This is a genomic window from Dyadobacter sp. HNCC25DJ183 (assembly GCF_056895175.1).
In genome coordinates, this window is the sequence record NZ_JBXHAP010000002.1 from 792414 (window position 1) to 813981 (window position 21568).

At 46.5% G+C, this 21568-nt stretch carries 13 protein-coding genes and 2 tRNA genes; 6 read left to right on the forward strand and 9 right to left on the reverse strand.

Annotated elements, in window-relative coordinates; genetic code table 11:
* Positions 1 to 16: 16 nt before the first annotated feature.
* From AC1XTG_RS07305 to AC1XTG_RS07315, 3 genes are all read left to right on the forward strand, one after another.
* Positions 17 to 1330: a NarK family nitrate/nitrite MFS transporter gene (locus AC1XTG_RS07305; RefSeq protein ID WP_056280650.1), complete on the forward strand. Its 1314-nt coding sequence runs from the start codon at positions 17 to 19 to the stop codon at positions 1328 to 1330.
* Between the two features lie 184 nt (positions 1331 to 1514).
* Complete coding sequence (locus AC1XTG_RS07310; RefSeq protein WP_484841492.1) at positions 1515 to 5048, forward strand: molybdopterin-dependent oxidoreductase; 3534 nt, start codon at positions 1515 to 1517, stop codon at positions 5046 to 5048.
* 28 nt (positions 5049 to 5076) lie between these two features.
* Positions 5077 to 6531 carry a rubredoxin gene (locus AC1XTG_RS07315; protein WP_484841493.1) on the forward strand — a complete coding sequence of 485 codons (1455 nt, stop codon included), beginning with the start codon at positions 5077 to 5079 and terminating at the stop codon, positions 6529 to 6531.
* A gap of 46 nt (positions 6532 to 6577) precedes the next feature.
* Here AC1XTG_RS07315 and AC1XTG_RS07320 read toward each other — a convergent pair.
* Together AC1XTG_RS07320 and AC1XTG_RS07325 are read right to left on the reverse strand one after the other, a co-directional pair.
* Positions 6578 to 6666, reverse strand: a tRNA-Leu gene (locus AC1XTG_RS07320).
* Positions 6667 to 6732: 66 nt separating this feature from the next.
* A tRNA-Gly gene (locus tag AC1XTG_RS07325) sits at positions 6733 to 6805 on the reverse strand.
* A gap of 349 nt (positions 6806 to 7154) precedes the next feature.
* Here AC1XTG_RS07325 and AC1XTG_RS07330 point away from each other — a divergent pair.
* Positions 7155 to 8234 carry a TerC/Alx family metal homeostasis membrane protein gene (locus AC1XTG_RS07330; RefSeq protein WP_056280662.1) on the forward strand — a complete coding sequence of 360 codons (1080 nt, stop codon included), beginning with the start codon at positions 7155 to 7157 and terminating at the stop codon, positions 8232 to 8234.
* A gap of 23 nt (positions 8235 to 8257) precedes the next feature.
* Positions 8258 to 12253, forward strand: coding sequence for an AAA domain-containing protein (locus tag AC1XTG_RS07335; protein WP_484841494.1), 3996 nt, complete (start codon positions 8258 to 8260; stop codon positions 12251 to 12253).
* On the opposite strand, the gene AC1XTG_RS07340 is transcribed toward AC1XTG_RS07335, so the two are convergent.
* Positions 12248 to 12958, reverse strand: coding sequence for a 3-keto-disaccharide hydrolase (locus AC1XTG_RS07340; protein WP_056280667.1), 711 nt, complete (start codon positions 12956 to 12958; stop codon positions 12248 to 12250). The two genes, AC1XTG_RS07335 and AC1XTG_RS07340, sit on opposite strands and share 6 nt — an antisense overlap.
* A 123-nt stretch (positions 12959 to 13081) precedes the next feature.
* Between AC1XTG_RS07340 and AC1XTG_RS07345 the strand changes: the two genes are divergently transcribed.
* A complete protein-coding gene (locus tag AC1XTG_RS07345) occupies positions 13082 to 13471 on the forward strand; it encodes an HIT family protein (protein ID WP_056280672.1) in 390 nt (129 codons plus the stop codon).
* A gap of 7 nt (positions 13472 to 13478) precedes the next feature.
* Here the strand turns inward: AC1XTG_RS07345 and AC1XTG_RS07350 are convergent, their stop codons facing one another.
* From AC1XTG_RS07350 to AC1XTG_RS07375, 6 genes are all read right to left on the reverse strand, one after another.
* Positions 13479 to 14951: a capsule assembly Wzi family protein gene (locus tag AC1XTG_RS07350; protein ID WP_484841495.1), complete on the reverse strand. Its 1473-nt coding sequence runs from the start codon at positions 14949 to 14951 to the stop codon at positions 13479 to 13481.
* 104 nt (positions 14952 to 15055) lie between these two features.
* Positions 15056 to 16498, reverse strand: a complete 1443-nt coding sequence (locus tag AC1XTG_RS07355) for a capsule assembly Wzi family protein (protein WP_484841496.1) — start codon at positions 16496 to 16498, stop codon at positions 15056 to 15058.
* A gap of 51 nt (positions 16499 to 16549) precedes the next feature.
* Positions 16550 to 17968 carry a capsule assembly Wzi family protein gene (locus AC1XTG_RS07360; protein ID WP_484841497.1) on the reverse strand — a complete coding sequence of 473 codons (1419 nt, stop codon included), beginning with the start codon at positions 17966 to 17968 and terminating at the stop codon, positions 16550 to 16552.
* Between the two features lie 42 nt (positions 17969 to 18010).
* Complete coding sequence (locus tag AC1XTG_RS07365; protein ID WP_056280684.1) at positions 18011 to 19012, reverse strand: sugar transferase; 1002 nt, start codon at positions 19010 to 19012, stop codon at positions 18011 to 18013.
* Between the two features lie 290 nt (positions 19013 to 19302).
* On the reverse strand, positions 19303 to 20322 hold the full coding sequence (locus AC1XTG_RS07370; protein ID WP_484841498.1) for an NAD-dependent epimerase/dehydratase family protein: 1020 nt from the start codon (positions 20320 to 20322) through the stop codon (positions 19303 to 19305).
* Entirely contained in the window at positions 20319 to 21440 is a 1122-nt protein-coding gene (locus AC1XTG_RS07375) for a glycosyltransferase family 4 protein (RefSeq protein ID WP_056280690.1), read from the reverse strand. The genes AC1XTG_RS07370 and AC1XTG_RS07375 overlap by 4 nt, the downstream gene beginning before the upstream one ends.
* Positions 21441 to 21568 lie beyond the last annotated feature (128 nt).

Sequence of the window (21568 nt, forward strand, 5' to 3'; positions counted from 1 at the left end):
TTCAACTCTTATTACGATGGAAACAACTCAGAAACCGCTCGAGAAGCTGAATGTATTTAGTTTCAAGGGTGTACAAATGCGTACTTTTCACCTGACCTGGATGGCGTTTTTTCTCTGCTTTTTCGGTTGGTTCGGTCTCGCACCTTTGATGCCGATTATCAAAAAAGACCTGGGTTTAAGTAAAGAAGAAATCGGAAACATCATCATCGCATCAGTAGCCGCGACAGTAGTTGCCCGCATTCTGATCGGGAAATTGTGTGATTCGTGGGGGCCGCGAAAAACCTATGCGGCTTTGATGGGCATCTGCTCCATTCCCGTGATGACAGTCGGGCTGGTGCATTCTTATGAATCGTTTTTGCTTTTCAGGCTGGCTATCGGGGTGATCGGCGCGTCGTTTGTGATCACGCAATACCATACTTCGGTGATGTTTGACAAGAAGATAGTAGGTACTGCCAATGCGGTGGCCGGAGGCTGGGGGAATCTAGGCGGTGGTATCACCAATATGGCAATGCCGCTTGTTTTCGGTTTTTTTATAAGTCTGGGTTACCTGCCTGAATCTGCCTGGCGCGTGGCGATGATCATTCCCGGCGCGGCTCTTTTCATTTTTGCATTCGTTTACTACTTCTTTACAAAAGATACTCCTGCGGGAAATTTCGAGGATCTGAATGTAACGGATACCAAGGCTGTGAAAGTAAAAGGTACTTTGGCAAAAGCAGCGAAAGACCCGCGCACCTGGGCGCTTTTTCTTGCGTACGGTGCCTGTTTTGGAATTGAGATCACCTTCGACAATGTAGCTGCACTTTATTTCTCCGAAAACTTCGACGCGTCGCTGGCTACTGCCGGGCTGCTCGCAGGTGCTTTCGGTTTTATGAACATTTTCGCCCGCGCTATCGGCGGGATTGTGGCTGATAAGGTTGGGAACAAGTACGGAATGCTTGGAAAAGGCAGGTTGCTAGCTGCATTGTTGTGTCTCGAAGGCATCGGGATTGCGCTTTTTGCCCAGAGTAACAGTCTGACCGTAGCAGTAATTACCATGCTCGGCTTCGCGATGTTTCTCAAAATGGCCAATGGAGCTACCTATGCGATTGTTCCGTTTATCAACCGGAGAGCGATGGGGGCAGTGAGCGGGATCGTGGGTGCTGGTGGTAATGTAGGGGCGGTGCTTGCAGGTTTTCTTTTCAAATCCAGTTCTATTTCCTACTCGGATGCATTCATGTACATCGGCGGCGCTATCGCCTGTGTGGCCGCAGTAGTCGCGCTGGTCAATTTTGAAAAAACAGAATCCATCATATCAGAAAGCCTATCTCCATCCCCCTCTTCCGTTGGCTGAAGCCGACGGAAATGGATTGGGGCGATTGGCCTGGCGCTCGCTGCGCTGCGTTTGCAAAATGCTGATTTTCCGTTTCACAGGGGCATTTCTGCTCCGCAGTAGCTAGCTTGATGATTTGCATTTCGCTAACTCACTAATTCATTCATTCACCGCACCGGCGACCCGGTCATTCAATCATTCAAAATTGAAACTAACATCCTTCAAATCCACCTGCTGTTACTGTGGCGTTGGCTGCGGGGTGGTGGTCACCAAAGAGAGTAATGGACGGCTGAGCCTGGAAGGTGACAAAACGCACCCTTCCAATAAAGGTATGCTCTGCTCGAAGGGAATGAACCTGCATTATACGGTAATGGACCAGTCGGACAGGCTGCTTTACCCGCAAATGCGGATGAACCGTTCAATGCCTATGCAGCGCGTGAGCTGGGACAATGCATTGGAGCGGACTGCGGCTGTTTTCAAAACATTTATCAAGAAATTCGGTCCGGATTCCGTCGCTTTTTATGTTTCGGGTCAATGCTTGACAGAAGAATATTATCTGGTCAACAAGCTGATCAAAGGTTTTATCGGATCCAATAACATTGATACTAACTCGAGGCTTTGCATGAGTTCGGCGGTAGTGGGTTATAAAATGTCACTCGGGGAAGATAGTGTTCCTGTTTGCTACGATGATATTGAAGCGGCGGATGTCATGTACGTCACCGGCGCAAACCCGGCCTGGTGCCACCCGATTATCTGGCGGCGCGTGGAGGCGCACAAAGCGGCAAATCCTGGTGTAAGGCTCATTTGTGTCGATCCCCGGAAAACGGATACAGCCCGCTCTTCGGACCTGCATTTGCAAATCATACCGGGCACCGACATTGTTTTAAATCACGCAATAGGAAGGTTGCTGATCGAAAATGGCTATACCGATGATGATTTTATAACAAACCATACCGATGGTTATGAAGCTTACCGCCAGAAGGTAATACAGCGCACGCTCGCCGAATCTGCCGAGTTATGCGGGGTAGCTACGGAAGATATTGCACTCGCAGCCAAATGGATCGGAGAGTCTCAAGGGTTTCTCTCTTTCTGGACAATGGGGCTGAACCAATCTGTCATCGGGGTAAATAAAAACCTTTCTCTGATCAACCTGCATTTGATAACCGGCCGAATCGGGAAGGCGGGCAATGGACCATTTTCACTTACTGGTCAGCCGAATGCAATGGGCGGACGGGAGACAGGCGGTTTGGCGAACATTTTGCCCGGCCACCGGGAAGTTACCAACGCAGCTCACCGGCAGGAACTGGAAGATTTCTGGCAAACTCCGGTACAGATAGGTGCCAAACCGGGGTTGACCGCGACCGAAATGTTTGAGGCGCTGGAAAATGACAAGCTCAAAGCGATCTGGATTATCAATACCAATCCGCTTGTGAGTATGCCGGATATGCATGCGGTGGAGAGCGCATTGAAAAAGGCGCGGTTTGTGGTGGTTCAGGATGTATCCAATCGTGCAGATACCGTGCAGTTTGCGGATGTGGTTTTGCCCGCTTCGGCCTGGCTTGAAAAAGAAGGCACAATGACGAATGCCGAAAGGCGCATTACCCACTTACCCAAGGTGGTCGACTCGCCGGGCGAAGCTTTGCCTGATGCTGAGATTATTTGGCGCTTTGCTGAAAAAATGGGTTTTGGCAGTTCTTTCAACTATGCCAATGCAGCTGAGGTTTACGATGAATACGTGAAAATCACAGCCGGGACGCATATCGACGTGACCGGGGTAAGCCACGATTTTTTACAAAAAAACAGAAGTGTACAGTGGCCGTTTTCATTGCAAACGCAGGAAAGTAATATAACTGCGGGCCAGCAGCGGCTTTTTAGTGATCATCAATTCTATACTCCAAACAAAAGAGCTCAGATCCACGCGGTAGACGATGAAAATGCATCAGAACCCATTGATGCGGATTTTCCATTGATATTGACCACCGGCCGGATCCGCGACCAGTGGCATACATTGACTAAAACGGGGAAGGTAGCGCGGCTTAACAAGCACATTCCCCAGCCATTTTTACAAATAAACCCGGCAGACGCGACACTGAGGAATATCGCGGAGGGACAACTGGTAATCGTGAAAGGCAGGAGAGGAGAGGTGCGCGTGAAAGCGCAGCTGACCGGCGATGTGCGACCCGGACTTTGTTTTCTGCCCATGCATTGGGGGAAGATTTTAGGAAGTAATGCAGTCAGGGCCAATAACCTGACCAATGCATTGGTAGATCCAAAATCGAAAGAGCCGGATTTTAAATTCTCGGCGGTTGAGGTCTCATTATACCAAAAACCTGTTGAAAAGATTATCATTATTGGAGCAGGTTCCGCCGGGCTGGGCTTTATCAATGCGTACCGAAAGTTGAATCAGGAAGATGAAATCCATGTTTTTTCAAAGGAAATTAATCCATTTTATAACCGGGTCATGTTGCCCGACTACATCAGCGGCGCGCAGCAGTGGGAACAGCTGGTCAGGTTGCGTGAGGATGAATTTGACTGTCAGCGCATTGTTGTCCACAAAGGAACCGGCATTGTTCATATTGATCGTAAAAACAAGACGATTATTGATGATAAAGGGCAGGAACATACTTACGATAAATTGATCCTTGGAACCGGCAGTCGCGCTTTTATGCCGAAAAGTGTGCCCAAGCTGCGCGGTATTTTTAATATGCGATCGCGCCCGGACGCAGATGCTTTGCTGCCGTTTTTAACACAGCCGGAGCCGCACGCGGTGATTGTTGGCGGAGGTATTCTGGGTTTGGAACTGGCTGCTTCTTTTCGCGAAATGAATGTAAAAGTGACCGTAATCCAGCGTAGCGGCCGTTTTATGGAGCGCCAACTCGATTCACTTGCAAGTGAGCTGCTCTATCAGGAGTTGCTTGACAGGGGAGTTGAAGTGTTTTTTAATGATGAAGTAGCCACATTTTCTGGCACTGAAAAAGTAGAAGGTATCCGGCTGAAATCGGGACGAAAGCTGGACTGTCAGGTGGTGGTGATGACAATGGGAACTGTGCCCAATATCGAGCTCGCTCAGGAAGCCGGCCTGGAATGCAAGCGTGGGGTGGTCGTAACTGATTATATGCAAACTTCCGATGCGGACATTTATGCCGCCGGTGAAATTGCGGAATGGAACGGAAGAATGTGGGGGATCACATTGGCTGCCGAAGAACAGGCCGGGGTAATTGCCGGTTTCCTGGCAGGAGATATTACGCAGCCTTACAAAGGAAGTATTTCGATGAATATCCTGAAAATGGAAGGCTTGCATTTGTGCAGCATCGGGCTCACGGAAGTGCCGCCAAATGATCCCGCTTATGAGCAAATTGTATTTACGGATCAATCCAAAAGGTATTACAAGAAATGCATTGTGTACCGTGACAAGCTGGTAGGCGCGATCATGATCGGGGATAAAAATGAATTTGCCGAGTTCCGAGACCTGATCGCAAGTGGTACCGAGCTTTCGGAAAAGCGTTTGCAGTTGCTCAGGGCGAGCAAGCCGGCCGATCCGCTGGTAGGAAAAGTGGTTTGTTCCTGCAACAATGTAGGTGAAGGAAACCTTGAAAATGCGATTGTAAATGGCTGTGACGATTTTCAGGATTTATGTAAAAAGACCGGTGCTGGTACCGGCTGCGGCTCGTGCCGGCCCGAAGTGCGTGCTATCCTCGAAAGGGTAATGGAACGCTCGCTGGTTGTTGCGCAGGAATGATCATGTTTACAATGAACGCGGTGAAAAGATGAAAGATTATTATCATGTAAAGATCAACCTGCCGGGCGGTATTGCCTCTCCGGGCTTTTTAAAGGAAGTTTTGTTGGCTTCCCGAGAAGCCAATGTACATAAAGTGCGTTTTGGCGCACGGCAGCAACTGCTCATAACCGCTCATTATGAGGATATGCGGTTTCTTGAAAAAAGCCTCAAGAATGCGGCGATTCGCTACGAGGTAAATACCGACCGCAATCCGAACATCGTGAGCTCCTATTGCGGGGAGGATGTTTTCCGGACCGGGCAGTGGCTGCTTGCAAATGAATACCATTCGGTACTGGATTGTTTTGATTACCAGCCTGCATTGAAAGTCAATATTTCCGATTCAAATCAGAGTTTTACGCCATTTTTTACAGGTAACCTTAACTTCATTTCTTCGCCCGAGCCGCATTTTTGGTACTTATATGTACGTCCAAAGCAGAGCAATGTGGTTTTCAGGTGGCGGGAGCTGGTTTATACGAATGAGATTGGAAAGGTTACCCATGCCGTGGAGGCTTGTTTGCTGGCGGACGAGTTTGTAGATGAAGAAACTTTGTTCGCATCCGTCAATGCGCGCATTCAATATATATCCCAGCCAGCGGCAAATGAGGTTGAGCTGCCCTCATTTTCACTTCCTTACTACGAAGGATTTAACCGCTACGAATCGCGGACTTGGCTGGGTTTGTACCGACGTGATGAACTGTTTTCTGTCGATTTTTTACTGGATGTTTGTGCGCTTTGCATGAAAACGAAGATCGGTGAAATATGCATTACGCCATGGAAGTCGCTGATTATAAAAGGGATTGAAGACCATTACAGGGGCGATTGGAGCAGTATACTGGGTAAACACAATATCAATGTGAGGCACGCTGCTAACGAACTGGCGTGGCAAACAGAAGACCATCACGAAGAAGGTTCGGTACTTAAAAAGGAGCTGATCCAGTATTTCGACAAACACGATACACGCACTTTCGGACTTTGTTTCGGCATTCAAACGCGACCGAAATCAGAAGTATTTGGCTCGATATTGATAAAAAAACGTCCATTGCTACGAATCGGTCAGCTGGCGGTTTTCAGTCTGTACGACATTTATTATACCGAAAACTTCAACCCGAACAGTCGCCGACTCGTGGCTTTTGAAAAAGGTTTATACAGAATGCAGCTGGCTGTGCAGCTCGAAAAGCTCTGTCGCAGGTTTAGTAATCAACGCTCAAAACTCGGAATGCAGCTCGCCTTTACTGCGGACGAAGAATTGCAGCAACAACCAGAGCAGGGTAAGGTACTTCACCAATGCCCGGACTGTTTCACAGTCTACGATCCGCAGTATGGCGACGAGCAGCAAAACATTGCACCAGATACACCTTTCGAGTCCCTTCCCGAAAGCTACTGTTGTGGGGTATGCGGAAGTGGGAAGGAGGAAATGGTGGAGGTTGTTTTGGAACTCAGCTAAAAATGAGAAGCGGCTTTGAAAATTGTTCAAAGCCGCTTCTCATTTTTGGTACCGGGGACGGGAATCGAACCCGTACGAGCGTTTCGGCTCACAGGATTTTAAGTCCTGCGTGTCTACCAGTTCCACCACCCCGGCCAGTGCCATAATTTTGTGATGGTACCTAAGAGAAAAAAAGCACCGTTTCCGGTGCTTTGCTCTCTGAGCGAAAGACGGGGTTCGAACCCGCGACCTCGACCTTGGCAAGGTCGCGCTCTACCAGCTGAGCTACTTTCGCGTAACCGATTCGGTTATCGTGGTGCAAATGTATGTACACGCACTATTTGACGCAAGTTTTTACAACAAATATTTAACAAAAAATCTGAGCAGACTAATTAACAAATTGTAAATCACGTACTATAACCCGTAAACTTTTTTTACTTACCTGAAATCTCTTCCATAAAGCTGGCGCGGTTTTATCAGGAAAAACTTTCAGATCGGCTTGTGGTTTTTGCCGTCCGTCCGTTTTCGACGATCCATTTCATATTTTGATTACCTTTATCCTTCTGAGTAGGCAATGCAGGCTGTGAAGGCCATTTTCAGTCGGATGTTGTCTCTAAGTCCAAAATACATAACAGCGTTTTTTCATGTTACTTTCCAACGAAGTATTGTTTTTCGCAGGTTTTATACTGGTTATTACCATTATGCTTCTTCTTGACCTGGGTGTTTTTTTCAACAGAAAAGACCATATAGTCAAGTTCAAGGAGGCTGCTGCGTGGACGATCGTGTGGATTGCCCTGGCAATGGGCTTTTACCTGATCATAAGAACGCACGGTGATCTCATTCATGGCGTAGACAACTACGCTCAGCTGGAAAGCATCAAAGATAAATACGCGCCTCACCTGACGCTGATTCCAGGCAATTTCGAGGCTAGTGTTGAAGTATACCGTAAAAACATGTCGCTGGAATTTATTACCGGCTACTTGCTCGAATATGCATTGTCTGTTGATAATATCTTCGTCATCATCCTGATCTTCGCGTCATTTGGTGTGCGGCCGAAGTACTATAAGAAAGTACTTTTGTGGGGTGTACTCGGCGCGATAGGAATGCGGTTCGTGTTTATTTTTGTGGGTTCCGCATTGATGCAGCGCTTTGAATGGATCATCCTTGTTTTTGGTGCATTGCTCGTTTATCAGGGTGGTAAGATATTTTTTGAGGGTGGAGAAGAAGAAAAGATCGATCCGGCCAAGCACCCTGTTGTAAAGTTTGCTTCCAAATACCTGCCTGTTTTTCCAAGATACGTAAGAGAGCATTTTTTTGTGAAGAAGAAGGGCAAATGGATGCTTACGCCACTGTTCGTTGTGGTACTGATCATTGAATTTACAGATTTGATATTTGCGGTCGATTCCGTTCCGGCGGTTTTCTCCGTTACAAAAGATCCATACGTCGTTTTCTTCTCCAACATTTTCGCAATCATGGGATTGCGTTCCATGTTCTTCTTCCTCAGCAACATTATGGGCCTGTTCCGATTCCTGAAATATGGTCTGGGCGTTCTGCTTGTATTTATTGGAGGGAAAATGCTGGCTCACAGCTACCTGGAATCGGTTGGCTTCGAAACGATCTATTCACTTTACGTGATCATCGGAATCCTTGCAATCAGTATCCTGGCTTCCGTTGTATTTCCGAAAAAGGACACGAACGAAGAGAAAGTACTTTCAAATAGCTAGCGTGCAGGATCGTTGAAGTATGTATGAAGCGGATTCTGAAAGCCTATTTAAAACGACTGACAAATTTAAGTACTAGGAATAAGTCACTGCTCCTCACGCATCTGGCAGCGGAGCAGTTTATTGATCTTCATGATACGGACTTTGTTCTTGAAAAACCTTCCATTGATCTGGTCAGACAGCTTGTGCAGCAAAAGGCTCGCATTGCTGTCTGCGACGTGGCCGATCCGCGTTACGAGAAGGTAAATCAAATCAGCAAACGGCTACGGAAGATCAGCAGGACCGAGCAGTTTATAGCCGAGGAACGGGGTTCACAGGATTTGTTTGTCGGCTATCCTTTTGTAAAGGGCAAGCTGTCAGACGGTACTTCCATTCACGCTCCGCTGTTGTTCTTTCCTGTTACGCTGAAAATGGACCGGGAACAATGGTGTTTGCAGTTGCGGGAAGAAGGCAATGTAGTCTTAAATCAAAGCTTCGCACTCGCTTACGCGCATTTCAACGAGACTTCCCTACCTGACGAAATTCTTGAAAAATCGTTTGAGGACTTTCCCAAAGATTTCCTGGAATTCAGGACCCAGCTTTACGAGTGGCTGAAAACAACGCCATTCCGTATCAACTTCAATCAGGAATTATTTGACGAAAAGCTCGTTGCATTCTCGGCGGAGAAAGCGTCGGAGCTGGATAACACTTGCCGGAACGGAGAGTTAAAGCTATACCCAGAGGCTGTTTTGGGTATTTTCCCGCAAGCGGGTTCTTACCTTGTGCCTGACTACAATGCGCTGATTACCGCTTTTGACGAGCAGCCGTTTTCTGTTCCATTGATTAATGCGGAAGAGGAAGGCTACACGGAAGATCAGGAAAACAACTTGTCTCTGGCGGCACAATCAGATGTGTCAAAAGTGAGGGAGGAAGAAATTCTGACGCCATTTCCGGTTGACGAAGCGCAGGAGGATATCATTTTACAGGTAAAAACGGGCAAATCGGTCGTGGTGCAGGGACCGCCGGGAAGTGGCAAGTCTCAGCTGATATGTAACCTGATGTCGGACTTCGCTTCCAGGGGAAAGCGGGTGCTGCTGGTTTGTCAGAAACGGGCTGCACTGGATGTGGTGCACCAGCGGCTCAAAACAATTGGAATGGACAGGTTTGTCGCATTGATCCATGATTTCAAAAATGACAGGGCGGCATTATACCGGCAAATCGCGGCGCAGATCGAGGACGTAGATGCATACCGGAAGGAGAATTATAGTCTCGATGCCGTTTTTCTTGAAAGACAGTTTACGCAGGAGAGCCGGGCTATCGACAAGACTGTCGCTGACCTGAATGCGTTTCGGGAAGCTTTGTTTGATGAGACTGAATGCGGTGTAAGTATCAAGGAACTATATCTTACCAGCGACCAGCGCGCGCCGCATCCTGACTTGCTTGCGCATTACAGACATTTCAGAATTGACCAATGGGACGATTTCCGGAGGCGCTTAAAAACATATTTCGACTATACCATTCACATTACTGCCGCCCACGACTGGGCTGAGCGCAGGGATTTCGCGGGATTTGGGCTTGCGGAGTTAAGGAGAATGGAACAAATGCTGGATGAAATCCCGGCTGTTTTTTTGAGACAGAAAGACAAATTTCAGCAGCTTACCAGTGCGCATTTTTCAATTGATTTTTGTCAAAACCGTAATGAGGCGCTTGGTCGGCTTCGGGATATTACTGCGTTGATCCACAATAACGAAAGCTGGTCTTTATTAAAGCAGTACCTTTCATCAGCACACAATGCACATGAGCGGCTCGCTTTCGTAAGGCAGACTGCCGATGCACTTGACGGATTTTTGCAGGAAGAGGGCATTGAATTTTCGCTGAATAAAACGGAGCTCGTTACTTTTTCTCAATCTCTGAACAAGGCATTGGAATCCAAGGGGTCGGCATTGACCGGCTTTTTCTGGGGAATATTCAGCAAAGAAAAAAAGGAAATCGAGAGGGTTGCCACTGCCAATGGACTTTCACTTGAAATTGCAGACCTGAGAAAGTTGCAGGTGCAGATTAGGAACAGACAGGAAGTGGAGGGTTGGTTGTCGCAGGCAAGTCTGCATTACAAAGAAAACTCTGATACCCGAATGCAGCCGGATATCGCATTGACCCAATTTTTTAGAAATGCAGAATCAGCTGCCGATGCTGTTGTGCGTTGTTCATTTCAGCCCTGGCAGGCGGTTTTGCATGCTATTATTACGAATGTAAATGACAAAAGCGAATTCGACGCCATTCTCAAAGGATTGATCCAGTGGCTCGAAACCTGGGACAAAATGGAGCGTGAAATGCTGCCTTTTATACTGCCCTCACAAATTGGCAAATTGATCAGTGAGCCAGCGTATGCAATTCGCCTACGCGCTTCTCTAACCAGAGACTTTGACTCGCTGGCTGATATGGATAGGCTTTTTAAGGGAATGACAAGCTCCGAGCAGTCCGTAGCCAAAAGCGTGCGTGTCGAAAGCAGCAAATCCGGTTTAGCAAATACGGAAGCTATGATGGGCTTGTTTGAAAATAGCATCAAACTTGCCTGGATTGAACATATAGAGTCAAAATACCCGCAGCTGCGGGCTGTTACTTCGCTGAAAATGGCGCAATGGGAGGATCAGCTTCAAGCCAGTATTCAGCTCAAACAAAAGCTGAGCGTAGCTATCAATAGTATCAAGCTGCGTGAAGGTACTTACGAAGATATTGCGAAAAACCGGCTGGGAAATACGGTTACCTATCGCGAACTGGCGCATCAGGTAACCAAAAAACGCAAGATTTGGCCAATCCGAAAGGTGTTGGAAAGTTATTCGGATGAGGTTTTCTCGCTGGTACCTTGCTGGCTCGCCTCGCCGGAGTCTGTATCTGCCATTTTCCCGATGCAGCAGGCGCTTTTTGACCTGGTTATATTTGATGAAGCTTCGCAATGCTATGCCGAATATGGCCTCCCGGCGGCATTCAGAGGGAAGCAGCTGGTTGTAACGGGTGACGATAAACAACTTTCTCCAAGTGACTTGTATAAGGTCAGGTATGAGGATAGGGGAGACGAAGATGATGAATATGTTGCGGCCAGAGAGATCGAATCGTTGCTGGACCTGGCAGCACAGTCGCTGGAACAGTATCAGCTTACCGGGCATTACCGCAGCCAGTCACTTGATCTGATCGACTTTTCTAACCGCCATTTTTACAAAAACAGCCTTCGGCTGCTGCCCGATTTCAGTCACATCAATGCAGGCAGAGCCGGGATCCAGTACATTAAAACCGAAGGTATCTGGAAACAGAACACCAATGCAGTTGAGGTGGAAAGAGTGGTGGAGTTGGTTAAAGAGCTGATTCCCGAAGGCAAAAGCATTGGCATCGTTACATTCAATTTCTACCAGCAAGCGGCGATCCAGGATAGTCTGGAAAAGGAAAGTATGTTGCCACCCGATCTTTTTGTAAAGAATATAGAAAACGTACAGGGCGACGAGAGGGACATTATCATTTTCTCTATGGGCTATGCGCCTGATGAAAGAGGCAGGCTCTCCATGCAATTCGGAAGCCTGAATATGCAGGGAGGCGAAAACAGGCTGAATGTGGCAGTTACCCGTGCCCGGGAGCGTATCTATTTTGTAACAAGCTTGTGGCCGGCTCAAATGCAGACGGACCATACTGCAAATGCAGGCCCCAAAATGTTAAAAGCATACCTGGAATATGCGCTGGAAGTATCACAGGGTAAATTCCAGCCCGTTCCCGTGAGTGCAAAGCAATTCAGGACAGACTGGCTGCTGAAAGAACGTTTGACCAGACTGCGGCCAGACTATAGAAAAGAACTTCCGTTCGGCGATGTGACAATAAAAGAAGAAGGGGTTTATAAGGGCTTGATCCTGACTGACGACGATCTCTATCATGAGAGCAAATCGTCAAAGGAACCGCACGCTTACTTACCCCTCCTTTTGCGGCAGAAAAACTGGCCATTCAGGCGCATTTATAGCCGAGAGTACTGGTCTGGCAATTTGCCGGCAGACATATTATAGTTCTCTGATGCGGATGTTTCTGTAAGAAACCTGATCTCCGTGATCCTGCAAAGCAATTTTTCCTTTTGAAGCAGCACCAAACCCTTCCCAGGTTTTGAATTTGCTATTTGCAACAAGCTTTTCCCATTCAGCACCCTGCGTCGGGAAATCAACTACTTTCTTGCCATTTAACCAGCTTTCGCCACGACCACCTTTGATCACGATTTTCGCCTTGTTCCATTGTCCCGCAGGCTTTACAGCTTTGAAGTCGTTTGCAGGAAGCATATCATAAAGTGAACCGGATTTGTGGTTGCCTTCTTTGCCCGCTTTTGCATCAGGGTGTTTTACATCATCCAATACCTGGATTTCAGGACCGGTTGAGTAGGGGCAGCAGTACTTCTTATCTTCGATCACGTGGTAAATAATACCGCTATTGCCGCCTTCTGCGATTTTCCATTCGAGTTCAAGTTCAAAATCGCCGTATTCCTTGTCGGTAACGAGGTCTTTCCCGCCTTTTTCCGTCAGCACGATTGCATTGTCTTGTATTTTCCATTGCGGCAGCACTTCGTCTGACTGCCAGCTGTGCCAGCCTTTCAGTGATTTACCGTCAAACAGGGTTTCCCATTTGCCTTTATTTTGCGCTTCTGCATGGTTAGTAGTAGAAGCGAAAGCGATCAATGCGATCAGGGATGCTCTGCTGAAAGCTTTCCAATTCTTGCTTGTCATGTTTTCTCTGTTAAAATTTAGATCGCAATATTAAGTACTTTTCGGTTTTTAAATACTTATTTCAAACGAAAGTTCGGCTGCCAAAGTAGGTATCCTGACCTGATTTTTTTTAAACTGACAACAATGGCTTCTATATTTTCAAGAATAGTTAACGGAGAAATCCCGGCTCACAAAATTGCGGAAAATGATGATTTTCTGGCTTTCCTTGATGCATTTCCGATTGCAAAGGGGCACACCTTGGTGATACCTAAAAAAGAAATTGATTACCTGTTTGATCTGGATGATGCTACGTATACGGGTTTGCTGCTGTTTGCAAAGAACATCGCGCCTGCATTGGAGAAAGCAGTCCCCTGTCTCCGCATTGGTGTGAGCGTAATCGGCCTTGAAGTGCCGCACGTACATATCCACTTGATTCCGCTGAACAGTATGTCAGACGCTGATTTCTCTAAAAAAATCAGCATTTCACAGGAAGAGCTGGCGAGCCTGGCTTCGCAGATCCGCGAAAAGCTTTAAAGAACGATCAGTAAAAGGAGAAGTTTTTCCGCAAGCCCAGGGTAAAACCGTGCGTTTTGCGATACAAATCCCCTATATCCGCTGCGTATGCTCCTTTGACCGTGAGCCCGCCAAGTACATCAAGCTGCGTTTGCAGTGCAATGTAGCCGGAGAATTGTTTGGGGATATCCAGGAAACGCCAACCGTAAGTGCCGTAATTGTGAGAGTACGAGAACTTGGTCTGCCATTCTACTTTACGGAACAATGTCCCGCGCAGGCCGAGGTGATAAAGTAAAACCCTGTTATTGCTTGTGAAATTATCTGCGTACTGCGGATACTTCCAGATCGTCTGGGAAGTAGGGGGAATAAAGGGGGTCCCGATTGTTCGGTCATAGTAGGACCAACCGTCGCGGACTTGCTGGTTATTGAAATAATCGTCGTGGCCCCGCTGCTTGCCGTCGCCCAGAACAAATACATCGCCTCCCTGGCTTTTGGTATAAAGCATTTCCAATACTCCCTCGGTAATTTCAAAATTAGCCCCGTAGGAGTTCTTCTTGCGCAACCTGATTCCGTATAAACCGTCATTCAGCGTAGTGAGATAGAATAGGGAGCCGTCTTCAAATACGAATTGTCGATAAAGAAATATGCTCATTCCATAAGTCTCGATCTCCATTGCAGCATCAATGGAGCCCAGGTGGTTACCAATGCGGTTGGTACTGTCAAAATGCGTGACATCATCGCCGGAGCCTCCGATCGAGCCTGTTACCGCGCGAATGTAATTGGCAAATCCATCGGGGAGCTTGCCGTTCTCAGCTGTTAAATGTTTTGATCTGCCTCCCCACTGCACCTGATGATTGAATCCTCCGTACAGCTTTAAAGTAGAATGCGGTTTTCCAATCCGGAGGTAAAATGATTTTTGGTGCAGCTTCAAACCGCTGGTAACTGGCCTGCCTTTCTCAAACAGACCATCCGCATAAAATGCCTGGAAGGAAATCCACTTCTTTGTAAAAGGGACCGGGACAAAGCGCGAGGTACCCAGGATGATTTTCGGGATCGGCATTGCATTGCCTGACCATGAATAGGAGCCGGAGCCGATCGTGGAATCAGCCAGGCCGATCCACTGCTTTTTTCGACCGACAGATAATTCCCAGTTCTTGAATTTTAGTGTAGCATGGAGTTGCGGGAGAAGTACTTTCGAAGTTTCGCCTACGTTTCCTACTCCCTCTATTCCGCCGCCTACTCGCCAGACATTCCTGCCGGTATTCTCGGAAAGCGGCCAGTATGTTTCAATTCCAACCCTGGCGGTACCTGCCGGGCCGGTTACAGGTACGGTTCCAAACTGGTTTGCATGCATCCAGAAAGGAGTATGTCCATTGTTACTTCCCATTCCCGACACTTCCAGGTAGTTGATTGTCGAGTCTGTATATATTTCAGGTTGTTTGTCGTACTGCGAAAATCCGATCGAAGGTATAAGCAGCAAAAGAAAATAGTAGTATTTCATATGTATACCCTCACACGCTCCGGAATGTGTATAATGCTTCCTTGGTCATAAAAATAAGTATAACTTTCAGGTTTTCATATTGCACTTCCGCAGGATGGCGTCTACTAATCCAAAAAGCCGCTCTTGCGAAAGCCAATCATCAACCCGGTCGAATGCGCGTACAGGTCGCCGTAATCAGAGGCAACACTTGTAAAAACGCTGCTTCCGTTTAATACTTTCAGTCTTTTTTCAACACTTAACATGACTGATCCCTGCTGCTTAACGGATTCAAATGGGCTGATAAAAGAGCCGGAATTCCGTGAATATGTTCCTTTAAACGACCATTCCAAAGCAAGCCAGCTCGCAGTCACTCCGGTATGAAACGCCCACACGCGATTATTATTGGTGAATTCCGACCGGCTTCTCGGCAGGTCAGGCTTTGTTTGCGAGGCGGCAGGTATCAATGGAGTACCTATTCCACTACCGTAATACGACCAGCCCCTGGCAAATAGATAGCTGTTATAGTAGTTGCCTTTCTCGAAAATAACCAGTCCGGACAGCGGGTTCTTATTTGTCTGATTTTTAGTGCCTAACACCTCAAACAGAAAAGATCGGAACGCGAAATATCTGGCTCCTTTTGGTAAAGGTTTGAGCCGCTTCAAACTAATTCCATTCAATCCGTCTGTGAAATTATTGACTTTGAAAAGCGAGCCGGTCTCGTAAATATTTTGTCTGTATAAAAAATAAGACCAGTCTTTACCTCTCCATTCACCCCCTATATCTACGGTGCCGAAGTGATTTCCGATTTTTCGGTAGTCAACAGTTTTTCCGATGACAGTGTAAAGGTATGCTTTGGGCGGACTGAGCTCCCGGAGCGGCATGGTCTCTGCCTCGCCGCCCCACATTGCCTGATGGTTCATGCCGAGGTATACTTTGTACTTGTCCTGCGGCTTACCTAATCTGAAATAGAGACTTTTCTGGTGAAAGTAAGATCTCGGAACGCGGTTGACGCTACCGTAATTGATTCTGCTCGATCCCAGGTAACCATCGGAGTATGCAAATTTGAGTGCGACAAAATTGTCTGTAAAGAACAGGGGCAAGTATTTTGGAATGGAAACCTGTATGCGCGGCATCGGGCGTGCATTGCCCGCCATTGCAAGCGAGCCGGAGCTCATTGTAGTGTCAATCAAACCGGACACCATTCTTTGTTGTCCGGCGAGAATTTCTACAATATTGAATTTGGCAGTGAGGTAAGCGTCGGAGAGGAACACGTTTCCGGCTTTCCCGTAGCTTGCGATCGCCTGTACACCGCCACTCCATTGGAAATTGCGTGGATTATTCGGGTTGTAAATTTTGTAAATACCTATATCAGCCAAGCCGAAGTTTCCATCCAGCGGAACACTTCCATGCTGATTGGCAAATTGCCAGAACGGAGTTTGAGCAGTGGCGCCGGCCGCCGATATGGTGCCTTTATAGTAAAGCGTGGAGTCTTGAGAATAGCCGCTTATAGCGAAGCAAAGAATACAAAGAATTAAGCAAATTCGGCGCTGACAAACTGGAACGGGCATTTAAGTATATAGAAGTTATTCCTCCGTTGATCAATTGATAATTCATCAAAGTTATCGGATAAAACCGGATTTTCTCCATCCGAGCAAAACAGCCGCACTATTCGGAAATAACTCTCCAAAATCAGCAGCGAGCATGATCGACAGACGGTTACTTTTACTAGCAAAAATCGGGCTCGAAATGTCGAGGAGCAGGGAAGTTTGCCGGATTGTTTTTGAAAATGGAATCGTGTATGTGCCGGAATTCAGCGAGTAGCTCCCTTTGAAGTTGAAAGTGACCTTGTTGAAAGAAGCGGAGATACCTGCATGATACGCCATAATCCGGTTGTTTGGAGTGAATGAAGCTGCGTTGTTTCTGAGTTCATTCTGCACCATCGATTGCGAAGGAATAAAGGGCGATCCCAGGCTCCGGCCTCGGTAAGACCAGCCCTGACTATAAACATAATGGTTGAAATAATTGTCGCGCCCGAAAGTACCGGTAGTGAAATCGAAGACCTCGCCGCCCTGGTTTTTTGTGTAAAGAAATTCAAGAAGTATCGTGTTGATGCGAAAGCCGCTTTTAGTTCCCGAAGTATTTCGTTTGAACCTGAGTCCATTCAGACCGTCTGCCAGGTTGGAGAGGTTACTCAGCGATCCGTCTTCGTAAATGCTTTGACGATAAAGAAAGAGGTTCCACTTATTACCTTTCCAGTCAGCGGCCACGTCGATGGTACCGAAATGATTACCTACGCGGCTGTCGGCCCAGGGCTTACCGAACACCACATAGCTATAAGCTTCCTGACGTTTGAGGCCGCCGGTAAAAATCTTGTCTTCGCCACCCCACATGGCCTGGTGATTAAATCCTGCAAGAAGATTAAGCCGGTGCCTTTTGCCGCCGAGCTTGATATAAAATGACTTCTGATGCAGGTAACTCTCTTCAATACGTCTGACATTTCCGAAGTGAACGTCAGCGGGGCCAAAAATTCCGTCGGAATAAGAAAACTTGAATGAAAGTAAATCATTGTACGGGAGAATACTTACAAACCGGCGCGTGCGGAGCTCAATCTTGGGGTAGGGGCGGAAATTCGACGACATTGCTATTCCTCCCATCGTAAGCAGACTGTCGGATAGCCCCATGTATTCTTTACGCTGGCCAACACTTAGTTCAAATGGACCCGCGCTTCCGCCAATAAATAAATCTGAAAAGAATAGGTCCGGCTTCTTTCCGGCAACTGCGATCAGTTCTGCTCCGGCGGTCCATTGAAAAAGCCGCGGGTTGCTGGGATTGTAGACCCTGTAAAAGCCTGCATTGGCTAATCCAAAAGAACCGTCTTGAGGTACAGTGCCGAATTGATTTGCATGCATCCAAAAAGGTGTTTTGGATGTAGAGGCGGCACCTGATATTCCCAGGGAATAATAGAATGTAGAATCCTGGGAATATAATTTAGAGGAGCAGGCCGCTAACAGAAGCAGGCTCAGCAGTAAGTTCCTCATCAGAGTTGGTGTCAGAAGATGGAATAAAGTGACAGGTACTAACTACCTGCCCTTTTTCCCGAAAATCACAACTGCCGTAAGCAGGATTATTCTTAATTCGAGGAGCAACGTCCAGTTTTTAATGTAGTAAAGATCATACATCAACTTATGACGCGCATCGAAAACGCCGGCTCCATAAGAGTACATAACTTGTGCATACCCGGTAATACCTGGTTTGATGTTATGTCTCATATTATAATAAGGGATTGTTTCGTCAAATGTCTCCGTAAATACCTGACGTTCAGGCCGGGGACCGATCAATGAAAGATCCCTTCTGAAGATATTGATGATCTGGGGAAGCTCGTCGATGCGTGTTTGTCGCATAAACGAACCATAAGAGAATGTACGGGAATCATTCTTTTTAGAAAATGATGCGCCATTCTGCTCGGCATCGAGCCCCATAGACCTGAACTTGATACAGAAAAAAGACTGATTATTCATTCCAACCCGCTCCTGACGATAGAAGATAGGGCCGGGCGACTGCATTTTAATGCGGAAATAGCTTAGTATCCAAAGGGGGAATGTCAGAAGAAACAGGATGATCGAGATCGAAACATCAATGATCTTTTTAGGATATCTTACCCTTTTTCCAAATGTAGGCAGGGTAAGAAGATTCGGATTGATTTCTGATACATCATCCGGAATGTAGACCTTCTTAAGGATGCGCTCACAAAAGTCGTAAACGGTGTTAATTCGGATGGACTTATTCTTTCTTACTACCAGCTCATAAATAACCCTGTTTCGGCTGTCGTATTGGGGATTTGTAACAAGGTGTATTTTTTCAAATTTGTCTAGAAGCGGCCTGACTGTATGATTGAGCAGATAATCATCATCGGAACTGTGTGGTATCAGAATGATTTCCCTGTATTTCTTCAATAGGAGGGCTAAATCATATTTCTGGAGAAAGTAATCATAGCTGGTCACTATTAGAACTTCTTCTGAAACAGCGGTCTTACTCAGCAGGCGATGAATATACCGTTTTTCCGATATGTAAGTGTTATTCATATGTGTGTACCTGATTTATGTGATAGTGTCGTGTTCTTCAACAAGATGTGTTAGAGGTACAAGTTTAGCTATAAAAATCAAAAAACAGAAATGTACCTTGTTGTTTTTATTATATTCAGCTCTGTTGGTCAATTGCTTAGTGTCAGTTGTCAACCATTCTGCGAGAAACTAGTTTCGGTGTATTTCGCCAATTAATTTGAAGTTACTTACAAAACAATCTTCCGTTCAGCCATTTAGTGGTCAGCGTATATTCAGTACTTTACATCCTTTTTATAATGATAATTTCATATTTATCCGGCGCCATTCACAAGCTTTGCATGGTAAGCTCTGTGCCATTTTGCGAAATGTTCCACACCTGTACTGATGTCCGTTGCAGCCCGGTATCCTGTTGCCCTTTCCAGCTCTGCAGTGTCCGCCCAGGTTGACACAATGTCGCCTGGGATCATTTCTTTCAGGTTAATTTCGGCCGGTTTACCGAATGATGATTCAAGGCATTTAATAAAGTCCATCAAGTCGACTGGTTGCCCATTTCCAATATTGAAAACCTGGTATTGCTCAGTCAACTGTGTGTCCAGTACGGCGTAGATCCCGCTCACAATATCATCAATGTAGGTAAAATCACGCTTCATGTTACCATGGTTGTATACGTTAATTGCCTCGCCTTTTTCAATCGCATTTGCAAAAAGATAAGGCGCCATATCCGGCCTTCCCCACGGACCGTACACGGTAAAAAACCTTAAACCAACAGTCTGGATATTGTACAAATGGCTGTATGCATGTGCCATTAATTCGTTAGCCTTTTTCGACGCAGCATATATGTTGATCGGCGTTTCGGATTTTTGGCTTATTGCAAATGGCTGCTCGGTATTCAGGCCGTATACGCTCGAACTACTTGCATATATCAGCTTCTCTGGCTTGACCAGCCTGCTGCACTCAAGAACGTTGAAAAAACCTTCAACATTCGAAGAAAGATAGCTGCGTGGGTTCTCTAAGCTATACCGTATACCAGCCTGTGCCGCAAGGTTGATCACGTACCGGAACCTGCGCGTTTCAAACAACTCCGACAGCTTGTCCATCTCCGTGAGGTCCATTTTGAAAAACTCATAATTGGCTATATCGCTTTTGTAGTAGTTTTCTGAAACAGGATTGTCAATGTCAATGCCGCATTCTCTTAGCCGATCGTGCTTCAATGTGACTGAGTAATAATCGTTGATATTGTCAATGCCAACCACATCATGACCTTTTTCGATCAACTTCTTTACCAGGTGAAAACCTATAAAGCCCGCGGCTCCGGTTACTAAAACGCTCATGAGTTGTATAGCTTAACAATTTGACTAAATACAGTTTCTTCTGAAAACTCGGTTACCGCCAAATTGCGGCTGGAAGCTCCCATGCTTTTCCATTCTGACTGGCGTGAGAGCATCTGTTCAACTGCATTCCTGATAGCAGCCACCGATCGTGGTTCTATCAAATATCCGTTTTCACCCTGAATTACTGTCAGGTTGCAGCCGGGAACTTTTGTTGTGATAACGGGCAGTCCGCAGGATAATGCCTCTAATATGCTTCTTGGGATACCCTCGCGATAATAGCTTGGCAAGATAAACACGTCAGAGCTATTCAGCATTTCGGCAATATTGCTCTGTTTGCCGAGGAAGCGTATTAATGTATTGTTCTGAAAACCCTGAATAAACTCTGGTGTGACTGTTCTTGGATTTTTGTTGTCAGGCTCGCCAATAATCAGCAATTGCAGGTTCGCCTTCAAATGCGTGGGTAAAGTCTCAAAAGCCTCAGTAAGCTCACTGATCCCCTTTTCCCAGATCAGCCTTGTAGTACAAAGAAATGTTATCCTGGTAGGGTCGGGAGTTTTTGATACAGGTGAAAACTTCGTTATATCTACGCCGCTTCCTTTAACAACCTTGATCCTGTTACGGAAAGATTTTTTGAAGAGAAAATCATGATAGTCGTCCGGGTTCTGGATAATCACGAGATTGGCTCTCAGGAACTGAATCAGAAAAAGGATTTGCTGAACAAGTTTGAGGAATTTATACTTCGGACCCGTATTGGCAAATGCAATCCCCAGGCCTGCAATATGCAAAACAACTTTCTGGCGTCCGAAAATGCCAGAGAACGAGTTGATCAGATTAGGAACAAATTTGAAAGAATGCACGAGCCCTATCTGATTTGCCTTGGCAAATCGTCGGACTTCAAAGATCGTTTTGATGAGGGCCAAAGGATTGGTATTGTCCCGCTGCAGACTTGAGTTCTGCACATAAAATCCCTCCTGCTGAATGCGCGCGGTGTACTCGTCATGGGGTACCATTACAGAAATACTGTACCCTCTTTCCTTCAAAAATTTCGCAAAAGGAATCCGTGCCTTATAGAAATCTTCTCCGTCATGTGCCAGGAGAAGAACGTTTTTATTGGTCATTCCTGAAAATCAAGTTAACTGAAAGAGACTGACCAGAGGGGAGAACGAAGTCCGATTTATGGAATTCCGGGTTATTTTCTATGAAACAAGGTCGGCTCAGAGAGGCTTCTGGAAACATAAAGCTGCTA

Bases quoted from the DNA above. Each gene is read 5' to 3' on its own strand.
- AC1XTG_RS07305 (WP_056280650.1), top strand. From the start codon at position 17: ATGGAAACAACTCAGAAACCGCTCGAGAAGCTGAATGTATTTAGTTTC.
- AC1XTG_RS07315 (WP_484841493.1), top strand. From the start codon at position 5,077: ATGAAAGATTATTATCATGTAAAGATCAACCTGCCGGGCGGTATTGCC.
- AC1XTG_RS07330 (WP_056280662.1), top strand. From the start codon at position 7,155: ATGTTACTTTCCAACGAAGTATTGTTTTTCGCAGGTTTTATACTGGTT.
- AC1XTG_RS07335 (WP_484841494.1), top strand. From the start codon at position 8,258: ATGAAGCGGATTCTGAAAGCCTATTTAAAACGACTGACAAATTTAAGT.
- AC1XTG_RS07340 (WP_056280667.1), bottom strand. From the start codon at position 12,958: ATGACAAGCAAGAATTGGAAAGCTTTCAGCAGAGCATCCCTGATCGCA.
- AC1XTG_RS07345 (WP_056280672.1), top strand. From the start codon at position 13,082: ATGGCTTCTATATTTTCAAGAATAGTTAACGGAGAAATCCCGGCTCAC.
- AC1XTG_RS07350 (WP_484841495.1), bottom strand. From the start codon at position 14,951: ATGAAATACTACTATTTTCTTTTGCTGCTTATACCTTCGATCGGATTT.
- AC1XTG_RS07355 (WP_484841496.1), bottom strand. From the start codon at position 16,498: ATGCCCGTTCCAGTTTGTCAGCGCCGAATTTGCTTAATTCTTTGTATT.
- AC1XTG_RS07360 (WP_484841497.1), bottom strand. From the start codon at position 17,968: ATGAGGAACTTACTGCTGAGCCTGCTTCTGTTAGCGGCCTGCTCCTCT.
- AC1XTG_RS07365 (WP_056280684.1), bottom strand. From the start codon at position 19,012: ATGAATAACACTTACATATCGGAAAAACGGTATATTCATCGCCTGCTG.
- AC1XTG_RS07370 (WP_484841498.1), bottom strand. From the start codon at position 20,322: ATGAGCGTTTTAGTAACCGGAGCCGCGGGCTTTATAGGTTTTCACCTG.
- AC1XTG_RS07375 (WP_056280690.1), bottom strand. From the start codon at position 21,440: ATGACCAATAAAAACGTTCTTCTCCTGGCACATGACGGAGAAGATTTC.